This window comes from Lentibacillus sp., assembly GCF_035301925.1.
Lineage (GTDB): Bacteria > Bacillota > Bacilli > Bacillales > Amphibacillaceae > Lentibacillus.
This window is the reverse complement of the sequence record NZ_DATGTI010000118.1, coordinates 1-11,154: the sequence shown is the minus strand read 5'-3', so window position 1 is coordinate 11,154 and position 11,154 is coordinate 1. Positions and strand designations below refer to the sequence as shown.

Genomic DNA, 11,154 nt, shown 5'->3' with positions numbered 1-11,154 from the left:
TGGTTCAGTTTATAATATTCGGTCGTTCCGAGGACTTCCAGTTTGCCTTCAAATTTTGACTTAATCCGATAGTAAAGCAGCCGGGCACTGCCCAGCCCGGATGCACAGACAATCAGACATCGCTTTGGTTCTTTCTTCATTTTGCGCCGTTCCATAGCAGCGCCAATATGCAAAGCTAAATAACCGATTTCATTTTCATTGATTTCTGAACCGGTATGTTCTTCAATCGCCAGTGCGGCTATGATTCCAGCCTCATACGCCAATGGATAATTCCGTTTGATATCTTCAAGCATCGGATTTCGGATATTCATCCCATATTTATAACGGTTAATAGCAGGTCTCAAGTGCAAACCGAGAGCAACCATCAATTCCTGATCACGATTGATTTTCAAATTCATTTTTTCTTCTATTTTCTCAAGCATTGCATCTACCAGCTGATAGGTATCCGGATTAATTAGACGATCAACGCTTTTTTCATAACTCGTCCCGGGTACTGACACCATTTTCGTTCCTAATAAATGAATCGCGACGTAAGCAACCTCTTCTTCCGGAAATCTTACGTCTAATGTACGCTCGACCTTTTTCACGATACGTTCAGCCACTTGAAATTCACGCTGTTCGGCAATTTCCTTAAAATCCGTATGATACAGCGAGACATGATGACCTTCCTTAATTCGTTTATAGGCGATAACAATATGGATCAGAAGATTATTGATTGCAATATCCGATAATGTAATGTCATATACTTTGATTTCATCTACAATGATTTCAAGTACAGCATCCATATCTTTTTTAGGAAAAGAAGAAAAAAGTTCATCCGGCAGCTTGTCACTTATTTCCTCACTCCGGTCAAAAATATATTCAGCCATGCAAAACCTGAGTTTCAGCTCATCGCCAACCGCCTTTAAACCATGGTTAGGTTTGGATTCCAAGTGAATATCATAATGATCCAGCACTTTTTTCACATTCTTTAAATCATTTTGGATGGTTGATCTGCTGACATAAATTTCATCAGCTAAATCATCCAGTTTTAAATAGCCATTACTCAGTAAAAAACGTTTAATCAGATAAGCCGTTCGTTCTTCAGGCAGACTGGGGACAAGATTGTCAATAGCCTCTTCCTCACTTAAATTCTCCCTAAGAAAACGGCGAAATTTATGGTCGTCGATAACTTTCAGCTGATAGCCTTTTCCCATAACAGTATGGATTTGTGCACCATATTCCGAAACAATTTTATTTAGATTCTTAACATCATTTCTTGTCGTCCGTGCTGTAACCTGATTGACACTGGCCAGATAAGCTCCTGTTAGCGGCGATTCCGATGCCATCAGTTCCCGTAAGATATGTTTCATTCTGGTGTTCAGCATCTTCTTTCTTCTCCTTATCCTCCGAAACGTTCTTGTCCCGGAGCTATCTTATGGGGCAATTCGATTAAAAAATTGCGGTAAATAATTGCGATGGGCCGCCATCATGTCATCTAAAATTTCTTTCGCAACCGTATCTGACGGAACCAAAGGATTAATGGTCATTGCCAGCATCGCCTTATGATAGTCTCCTGTAACGGCTGCTTCTGCACTTATGCGTTCAAATGATTTAATTTGTTGGACAAGCCCTCTGACGGCAACCGGCAAGTCCCCCACAGCAATCGGTTTCGGACCGTCTTTTGTAATCACACAATTGATTTCAACTGCTGAGTCATCCGGAATACTTGCAATCGCCCCATTGTTTCTTGTATTCACTGGTTGAATATCATGTTTATCATTATAAATGGAATTGATTAAACTGCAGGCCGCGTCACTGTAGTATGCACCACCCCGTTCTTCCAGCTGCTCCGGTTTCACAGAAAGATCCGGATCTTTATACAGTTCAAACAAATCTTTTTCAAGCTGTTGTACGACTTGTGCACGCGATCCTTTTTCCGCAAAATCTTTTTGTTCTTCTTCCAGCATTTTACTTGTTTGATAATAATAACGGTGATACGGACATGGCAAAGCCTCTAATCCTTTAATGAAGTCTTTTTCCCAGCCAAGATCGACAATGTTTTTCATGGTCAATCCGCTGCCATTTACCAGTTTATCCAGTACATCCTGGGTTATATTATTCCCATCCAAATAAACGTTCAACCCATACACCATATGGTTTAAACCGGCAAAATCAATTTGGATGCGCTCTGCATCGACACCGAGCATCTCCGCAACACCCATTCGCATTCCAACAGGTACATTGCATAAACCGACAGTGTTCGAAATGTTGCTGTAACGCAATACCGCTTCTGTCACCATACCGGCCGGGTTGGAAAAGTTGATCAGCCATGCACCAGGACAGAGCTTTTCCATATCCCGGCAAATATCTAAAATAACCGGAATCGTTCGCAAACCTTTAAACAGCCCGCCAGGTCCATTGGTTTCCTGACCGATCACACCATATTTCAACGGAATGGCTTCATCTTTAGCACGTGCATCCAGCTGACCTACCCGAATCTGTGTCGTGACGAAATCGGCTCCCGGCAAGGCCTCGCGCCGATCCAGCGACAGATGAATATCAATCGGCACCCCTGCTTTTTCAACCATTCGTTTGGCAAGTGCCCCGACAATTTCCAGTTTTTCTTGGCCTTCAGGGATATCAACGAGCCATAACTCCCGTACAGGCAGTTCATCATACCGATTGATAAATCCTTCGACCAGTTCCGGCGTATAACTGGAGCCGCCTCCAATCGTTACAATTTTAATACCGTTCATATTTTTCGCCGCCTTTCTGATTAAAATCCATTATTCTCGGAAACGGATTTAAACCAATATGCACTTTTCTTAGCAGTTCGTTCTTTTGTTTCTAAATCGACTGAGAAAAAGCCATAACGGTTTTTGTATGCATTCATCCATGACCAGTTATCCATAAACGACCATAGATGGTAGCCTTTCGCATTACAGCCTTCCTGAATTGCTTTATGCAGCCATTTAAGATGTTCCCGAATAAATTCAATCCGGTAATCGTCCTGAATTTCACCATTTTCGATGAACCGTTCTTCATTTTGAACACCCATACCATTTTCGGAAATGAATGATGGGATATTACCATAGTTTTCTTTTAGATTTACCATAATGTCATAGACACCTTTTTCATAAATTTCCCAGCCGCGGTATGGATTCATTTTTCGGCCCGGCATCTCATACATATCGAAAAACCAGTCCGGCATGAACGGTCCATAAGGATTCGGCAGATTTTCTTTAGCTTTGACACGGCGTGGTTGGTAGTAGTTGACTCCCAGTATATCCGCCGTATTGGCTTTCAATAGATCTGAATCGCCTTTCTCCGTTTTCGGCAATTGTCCATGTTCCTTTAAAAGATTAATCAATTCACGCGGGTATTCTCCCAAAACAGCCGGATCCAGAAAACTCCGGTTGAAAAATAAATCGGCAATCCGGGATGCCCTTAAGTCAGCTGGATTCTGGCTCCTCGGGTAGGACGGTGTCAGATTAAGGATAATCCCGATTTGGCCATCATGCACGTCATGTTTCCGGAAAACTTCAACTGCCTTTGCATGGGCAATCATCGTATTGTAGGCAACCTGGAAGGCGCGCTTGGCATCCACAATGTTCGGGTAGTGAAAATCGTATAAATAACCACCTTCCACTGGCACAATCGGCTCATTGAACGTGAACCATTTTTTGACACGGTCACCGAACAACCGGAAGCATTCATCCGCATACCGAGCATACGCTTCGACAACTTCTCTGCTTTCCCAGCCACCTTCATCCTGCAATTCTAAAGGCATATCAAAATGGAACAGATTGACAAACGGCTCAATATCATTCGCCAGCAGTTCGTCAATGACATTGTTATAAAAGGCCACTGCTTCTGGATTGACCTCCCCGCGTCCACCGGATATCAGTCTCGCCCAGGAAATCGAGAAGCGGAATGTGTTATGGCCGATTGCCTTCATTCGTTGTATATCTTCTTTATAGCGATGATAAAAATCCGACGTCGTTTCCGGTCCGACATTATCAAAAAATCGATTGGACTCGGTTTCATACCAGTAATCCCATATATTTTTGCCTTTGCCGCCCTCATGAGCAGCACCTTCAATTTGTGTGGCAGACGTCGCACTTCCCCACCAGAAACCTTCCGGAAATTTATAAGTCAGTGTCAATATTATTACCACCTTTCTATTTGTTTCGATAGATTTCAACTAGTTCTACTGCGAGATCCCTGACTGTCATGGAAGTCATAAGATGATCCTGGGAATGGACAAGCATCAGATTTAGTGGAGACTCTTCGCCATTGGCCTCGTCCTGAAGTAATTTTGTTTGAAAATCATGTGCTTTGTTGAGCTCTTCACTGGCCGCTTCCATCAGTTCATCCGACTTTGCAAAATTTCCTTCTTTCGCTTCCTGTACGGCTTCCATTGCATTAGATTTGCCGTTGCCCGCATATAAAATAATTTGAAAAGCTGTTTCAGTTATATTTTGTGTTGCCACATCTATTCACCTCTGAGGAAGATAGTTTTACCTGTCATGAAGATAATGGCCTCGCCAAAAAACAAGGCCATTAGTTATATTGCTTAACTTGCTTGATCGTTTTTCCCTTTTTTCTCAGATTCATAGTAACTTTTATCGAGAATTTTCAGAAATGGCCACCATATCAGGAATACGACTGCCATATTAAAGAACTGTAAGACGGCGCCCTGCCAGGCATTCCCTGTCGCCAAAAATCCACTCAGTCCAACCGGTGTCGTCCATGGCACGATGATCCCGGCCGGTTTCGGTACCATTCCTGTTGCCATTGCAAAGTATGTTATAAACGTGACAACAACCGGAGCCAATAACCATGGGATTAATGCCAACGGGTTCATGATAATCGGGAGCCCGAAAATAATTGGTTCGTTCACATTAAAGATACCCGGAGGCCCACCTAGCTTGCCCAGCTCTTTCAACTGCCGGCTCCGTCCAATCAGGAATATACCAATAACGACTGCAAGTGTCATACCTGATCCGCCCATGCCGACAAGGAACGTATCAATAAACTGTTTGGTAACAATATTCGGCAATTCACCGCCTGCCTGGAACGCCTGCAAGTTCTCGTCGTTTAAAGCGTACCAAATTGGATCAAACACTGAGTTGATGATGATTTGCCCGTGAAGTCCAAAGAACCAAAACAACTGTATCAGGAGTACTGCTACAATGGTTGCCGGCAGTCCGCTTCCCAATGCAGTCAATGGCTCTTGAATAATGGTATAAATAAAGTTCTGAACCGTATCAAATGGTGTATAACTGAAAATAATGCGAACCACCAAAAATACACTGAGCGTCAGCGTAATCGGTATCAAAGCACTAAATGATCGTGATACCGCTTCTGGTACACCCGCCGGCATCTTAATCGTCCAATTTTTCTGGACAAAAAACCGGTAAAGCTCGGCAGCAATGAATGCCGTAAAAATACCAAGGAACATACCTTCTGCACCAAGTACCGACGTCGGAATGACACCCGAAACACCTTCCAAGGTCTGCGGTGTCAGAATCAGAAACGCTGCAAATGCTGCCACACCACCATAGATACCTTCTATGTCATACGACTGTGTTAATTTCGTACCAATACCAATGATGACAAAAGCTCCCATAATACTAAGCGTTGCAGCTGATGCAGGCCCAAGTGCACTTTGATAGGCTGCAAAAGCTTCTTCGCCAATCAGCTTATCCAAAAATGGCAGATTAGCAAGAACAACAAATATAGAACCGAAAATAATTAATGGTAATGCAATCATAAAACCATCACGTAATGCGGTTAAATAACGATTATTATTCAATTTATCTGCTATGGGCATCAAAATATTTTCCAGCATTTCCATGAATTTATTCATTATGACGCTCCCCCTTTATAAAGTGATCAGCCGTCAATCAATTTGAGTGCGTGTTCCAAAACAGCCTTCCCATCAACACGTCCATAAGCCACGGGATCGATAACATCAAGTGGTGTTCCTAACTCTTCCGCTGTTTTGGAATACTTCTTCTTCATAAACCGCATCTGCGGGCCGATAAGCAGTACATCTGCATTTCCCAGTTCCTGGACAGCTTTATCCTGTGCAACCGCCCAAATCTTCACTTCAATTCCCCGGTTTTTTGCTTCCTCCTCCATTTTCTTGACTAATAGACTTGTAGACATTCCTGATGAACATGCTAATAAAATACGCTTCATATTCGTTCCTCCCCTTAGGCTTGTTTATCTTGAAGTTACTTTTATTATAAAATAAAAACGCTTTCATTTAGATACAACAATTTTCCGCCTTATATAGGAAAGCTTTACTATCTAATCAAGCTAAAACTCCCAAAAACTCATTTTTTATACGCATAAATAAAGCCGCAATGGCAGGCAATTGCGGCAGATTCCTGATATATTTTTTCGCTCATCAACTGACGTGGCAGTTTTTCCCTCTAGATATGCTTTAAACCCACGACACTACAAACTCAGCCTCACCTGAAAGCTCAAATTTTCTGATTCCATGCGGCAATATAAAGTGCATACCTTTCTCAATTGCAAACCGTTTTTCCCCCAAGGAAAGCACTCCATCACCTTTAATCACACTGACCTGTAGAAAATCAGCTTTCATTGTCTGTTCTACATGGCCGTTCAACCTCCATAGACTTACACCAAAATAATCGTTTTGCACGAGCTTTCTCTTGTTCAAATCAACTGAAACAGATTCTTCCTGATTGAATTCTGGAATCTGATGCGGAACAGTTGTCACTGCTGCAGCTTTCTCCAGATGCAATTCCCGTTGGTTTCCATCTGCGTCCGTCCGATCGTAATCATAAACACGGTAGGTCATATCCGAACTCTGCTGGGTTTCCAGAATAACAATCCCCTTGCCGATTGCATGAATGGTTCCACTTGGTACATAAACAAAATCCCCGGGTTGTACTTTAATTCGCCGCAGTAGCTTGTCCCATTCACCGTTCGCCATCATCTGCTCAAGTTCTTGTTTTGTTTCAGCGTTATGGCCTAGGATAAGTTCCGAACCTGGTTCCGCGTCCAATACATACCAGCATTCAGTTTTTCCATATGGAACACCTTCCACTTCATGGGCAAACGTATCATCCGGATGCACTTGTACTGACAAATCGTCATTTGCATCCAAAATTTTGACAAGTAGTGGATATGCTTCGTTATTATCCACTGATTTATTGAAGAGTTCGCCATGGGATTCCCAGGCTTCCGCCAATGTCTGCCCCTTTAACGGTCCGTTTTCAATCACGCTTGGTCCATTCGGGTGAGCCGAAATCACCCAGGCTTCCCCCGTTTGCTCTGATGGGATATCATAATTATAAACAGTTCTTAATTTTTTTCCGCCCCAGATCTTTTCCTTAAAGACGGGCCGTAAGAAAATCGGTTCGTTGTACATTATTGCTCCTCCTGTCCGAATTTCAAATATGTCAATCATTATAGCAAAGAATTCGCTTGCACACCTGTGCTATTTAAGCCTATCACAATAAGTTATCCCTGTGTTCAAAGCCATAAACCCGGCAGACCACTGATCGCAGAGCCCCTCTGTTTGCTTAAACGGTATCATCATAAAGCTTAATTAAAAACACAGGTCCGCAGTCTGGCAGCGATCCATTTATATCTTGATTTTGGTTTCAAGCCCGCCATACATACAACCGGCGAAGAACATGCCTGGAATCACGTGTTCAACCTGCTAAATAAAAACTGAAGAGGAACAGAGTCCGCCTGTCCCTCTGTCCCCTACTGAATCATATCAAGCAGTTTGTATGCTTCTTCTTTTGTTTCGGCGTTCAGCAATTGCTCCCGGAATGAATCATCCATCAGCTTACGAGAGAGCATTTGCAGGATTTTCAGATGATCGTTCCCTTCTTTTTCTTCTGGTATCACAATCATGAAAATTAACTTCGCACGAGATCCGTCAAGGCTCTGCCAGTCGATACCATCTTGACTTATTCCGAAAACGACAGCTGGTTTCTTAACTGCAGCCGACTTCGCATGCGGAATGGCGATATTCATGCCAAGACCTGTTGTGCTTTCCTTTTCACGATCGAAAATTGCTTGTTTGACGGTTTCTGTGGAAGCAATACAATGATTAGCATCCAGCATTTGAACAAACTCATCGACCACTTCTTCCTTTGTTGAACCTGATACATTCATGGTCATTAAATCCCGGTTTAGGATATCCGTCAGTTTATTAATCACGACATTATCTTCCATTGGTTCTTGATCTGCTTCATCAGCCTGTTGATCCTCATTTGTTTGTTCAGAAGCATACGTCATACCATCAGTTTCATTCGCCGTTACTTCCACTCCCTCAGATGTCGCAGCAGCAGAAGCGGGCATAACATCTTTCTTCAACAGATTGATCATGACAGCTGTTACAATCGTACCGATAATCGCTGCGATGAAGAACATCAGCACATTATCCACCGCACCGAGAACAGCAACAATCGGGCCGCCGTGTGCGACACGGTCACCGACATTGCCAAGCATGGCGATCACCGATCCGGTTATCGAACCGACCATAATACTAGGGATAACACGAAGCGGATCCTGTGCAGCAAACGGAATTGCCCCTTCTGTAATACCGAATAACCCCATCGTGAAAGATGCTTTTCCGGTTTCCTTTTCAGCCGGCTGGTACTTGCGTTTGTTCAAAAAGGTGGCAAGCCCCATACCAAGCGGCGGAATACAAATGGCAACAGCAATCGGTCCCATAATTTCATAGTTACCCTCAGCAATCATTGCGGAACCAAACAAAAACGCCACTTTATTGAACGGTCCGCCCATGTCGACGGCAATCATTGCACCAAGTATTAATGCCAGAACAATTGAACTTGCACCTTGCATCCCTTCAAGCCATGTTGTCAGTGACGCAAAAATACTTGCCACCGGCGCACCAATAACTGTTATGAACAGGACACCAACTACGAGCGATGCTATAATCGGGATAAAAATAATCGGCATAACTGGCTGCACGGCTTGCGGTACTTTTATCTTCTTAATGGCAAGAACAACATAACCGGCAAGAAAACCAGCAAGAATACCGCCAATAAATCCCGCACCAGCTTCACTTCCATAAAAGCTTCCAGTATTGGCAATATAGCCGCCAATCATCCCCGGAACCAGACCAGGACGGTCAGCTATACTGACAGCTATGAACCCGGCCAAAATCGGCACCATGAAACTGAACGAGGCATTGCCGATGTTTTCAATTTGTTTCCAGAATGAATCCTCCGGGATGACAATACCTCCGGGCGTCTGTTCACCGCCAATCGCCAACGAGATCGCAATCAGCAAACCACCGACGACGATAAACGGAATCATGTATGAGACACCATTCATCAAGTGACGATAGATCGGATTTTCCTTGTCTTTACGCTCTTTTTTAACCTGCTCTGCTGACTTCAACTCAGATTGATAAACCGGTACATCATCGCTTTGCACCCGTTTGATCAATTGTTCAGGGTTGCGTATGCCTTCCTGAACACCGACCACAAGCAGCTTCTTCCCGGCAAAACGTTCTTTGGAAATATCTTTATCACTGGCAATAATAATGCCATCTGCTTCTTCAATATCTTTTTCTGTGAGCTCGTTTTCAGCGCCAATCGAACCTTGTGTCTCAACTTTCATATCCACACCCATATCATCAGCCGCTTTTTGCAGATTCTCAGCAGCCATGTACGTATGGGCGATGCCGACCGGACACGCGGTTACAGCTAATAGTCGCATAGCAGTTACCTCCCTTTTTTTGTTCTGCCTTTATTATAAAGCGATTCCAAGCCAAAAAAATAATTCATTTTTACCGGAATACCGGAAAAAAATGAATTATTGCTCGAATACTGTCAGAATATCAGGTATGCTTCCCGCTTCGTTCAGTTTTTCCACGATCGCGGGATTTTGACTGATGGATGCGATCGTCTGCATGAGTGATTTTGTCATTTCCTGATCGTCTTTGGCAATTGCCAGGAGAAAGACGACGGAGACCATTTCACTCCCCCACTGTATCGGGTTTCGCAGCACTGCCAGGGATACTACTGACTCCTTCACGAAATCCGGTTCAGCGTGCGGAATGGCAAGTCCCCCGCCGATAGCCGTTGCTGATGCCCTTTCTCTTAGCATCGCACTGTGGACAAACCTTTGTTCAGCATATCCTTTTTGAACAAGAGTATTTGCCAGCATTTCAACGATTTCAAACCGGTGTTCCAAATTCATTCCCAGATAGATGGTATCCGGGTCCACGAGCTGCTTGAGAGTAGTCATCATCTCTTCCTCATTTGTTTCTTCCTGACCGAATGATTGCAAAAAATGCTCCAGCCGCTCTTTATCATCAGATTCAAGAAGCGGTGACACAACAATCACCGGAACATTGGAACTGTTAATATCCGTTGTGGCAATAATCATATCCGTATCATGTTTTTCCAGAAACGCTGGGAGGTCTTTTTCACCGATACTCGCAAGGATTTCAATGCCCCGGTAGGACTGTTCCAGTTTTGCCTGCAGCAGATGAGACATCCCGACTCCAAGATCACAAACGATCACAGCCCGTTTAACCGGTAATCTTTCCTTCTGCATGCGTTCAATGGAGGCTTGAAAATGCAGAACAAGATAAGCCGCTTCATCTTCGGGAATATTTAGATCATATGCTTCATTGATCTTTTCGACAGCCAGAACCACCATACTGAACATATAGGCATATTTCTTTTTAATGTCTGAAAGCATTGGATTTCTGATGGTAAGCCCATACCTGATGCGATGTAAGGCTGAAGCGAGGTGAGTCTCGAGACCATCTGTCAATACTTTGTCATCCTCAAACCTGATCATCGTCATACGTCTTAGCTGTGATGTCATCTGCCTGACAACATCGGCCACTAGACCATCAGCTTTTCCCGCCAGTCCAGTGTGTGCAGTTCGGCAGCTTTCCAGATGCCACGTAAAATAAACATACTCATCTTCCGGAAACGACAGACTCATTGCTTCTTCCATCCGCTTCAAAAGCCATGCTGTCATATGATAAGTATCTAGCTTTACACTGCTGTCATCATCTGACTTACCTAGCAAAATCGGGGAGCGCTGACGGGTACGTTTAATCATAACTAAGGCGTGGATCAGCAGGCTTTCAAATTCGCCATCCGTCAAATTAACAGGATAATGCGCCTG

The 11,154-nt window shown here is 43.6% G+C and carries 9 protein-coding genes; all 9 read right to left on the bottom strand.

Features of this window, described 5'->3' with window-relative positions:
* The coding region (locus VK080_RS10175; RefSeq protein WP_324224663.1) for a transcription antiterminator at positions 1-1,367 on the bottom strand (1,367 nt) is incomplete at its 3' end.
* 48 nt (positions 1,368-1,415) lie between these two features.
* Positions 1,416-2,738 (bottom strand): 6-phospho-beta-glucosidase, encoded by a 1,323-nt coding sequence (locus tag VK080_RS10170; protein ID WP_324224662.1) that lies wholly within the window; start codon positions 2,736-2,738, stop codon positions 1,416-1,418.
* 20 nt (positions 2,739-2,758) lie between these two features.
* The gene (locus VK080_RS10165; protein WP_324224661.1) at positions 2,759-4,147 is read right to left on the bottom strand and encodes a glycoside hydrolase family 1 protein; all 1,389 of its coding nucleotides are present in this window, start codon (positions 4,145-4,147) and stop codon (positions 2,759-2,761) included.
* Positions 4,148-4,163: 16 nt separating this feature from the next.
* Positions 4,164-4,475 carry a PTS lactose/cellobiose transporter subunit IIA gene (locus tag VK080_RS10160; protein WP_324224660.1) on the bottom strand — a complete coding sequence of 104 codons (312 nt, stop codon included), beginning with the start codon at positions 4,473-4,475 and terminating at the stop codon, positions 4,164-4,166.
* Between the two features lie 83 nt (positions 4,476-4,558).
* Positions 4,559-5,854, bottom strand: a complete 1,296-nt coding sequence (celB, locus tag VK080_RS10155; protein ID WP_324224659.1) for a PTS cellobiose transporter subunit IIC — start codon at positions 5,852-5,854, stop codon at positions 4,559-4,561.
* Positions 5,855-5,880: 26 nt separating this feature from the next.
* Positions 5,881-6,189: a PTS sugar transporter subunit IIB gene (locus tag VK080_RS10150; protein ID WP_324224658.1), complete on the bottom strand. Its 309-nt coding sequence runs from the start codon at positions 6,187-6,189 to the stop codon at positions 5,881-5,883.
* 247 nt (positions 6,190-6,436) lie between these two features.
* Positions 6,437-7,393, bottom strand: coding sequence for a mannose-6-phosphate isomerase, class I (manA, locus tag VK080_RS10145; RefSeq protein ID WP_324224657.1), 957 nt, complete (start codon positions 7,391-7,393; stop codon positions 6,437-6,439).
* 341 nt (positions 7,394-7,734) lie between these two features.
* Complete coding sequence (locus tag VK080_RS10140; protein WP_324224656.1) at positions 7,735-9,726, bottom strand: fructose-specific PTS transporter subunit EIIC; 1,992 nt, start codon at positions 9,724-9,726, stop codon at positions 7,735-7,737.
* Between the two features lie 96 nt (positions 9,727-9,822).
* Positions 9,823-11,154: BglG family transcription antiterminator (locus VK080_RS10135; protein WP_324224655.1), on the bottom strand; the 1,332-nt coding region annotated here is incomplete at its 5' end.

Excerpts from the sequence above, each read along its gene's own strand:
- VK080_RS10170 (WP_324224662.1), bottom strand. The coding sequence starts at position 2,738 with ATGAACGGTATTAAAATTGTAACGATTGGAGGCGGCTCCAGTTATACG.
- celB (WP_324224659.1), bottom strand. The coding sequence starts at position 5,854 with ATGAATAAATTCATGGAAATGCTGGAAAATATTTTGATGCCCATAGCA.
- VK080_RS10150 (WP_324224658.1), bottom strand. The coding sequence starts at position 6,189 with ATGAAGCGTATTTTATTAGCATGTTCATCAGGAATGTCTACAAGTCTA.
- manA (WP_324224657.1), bottom strand. The coding sequence starts at position 7,393 with ATGTACAACGAACCGATTTTCTTACGGCCCGTCTTTAAGGAAAAGATC.
- VK080_RS10140 (WP_324224656.1), bottom strand. The coding sequence starts at position 9,726 with ATGCGACTATTAGCTGTAACCGCGTGTCCGGTCGGCATCGCCCATACG.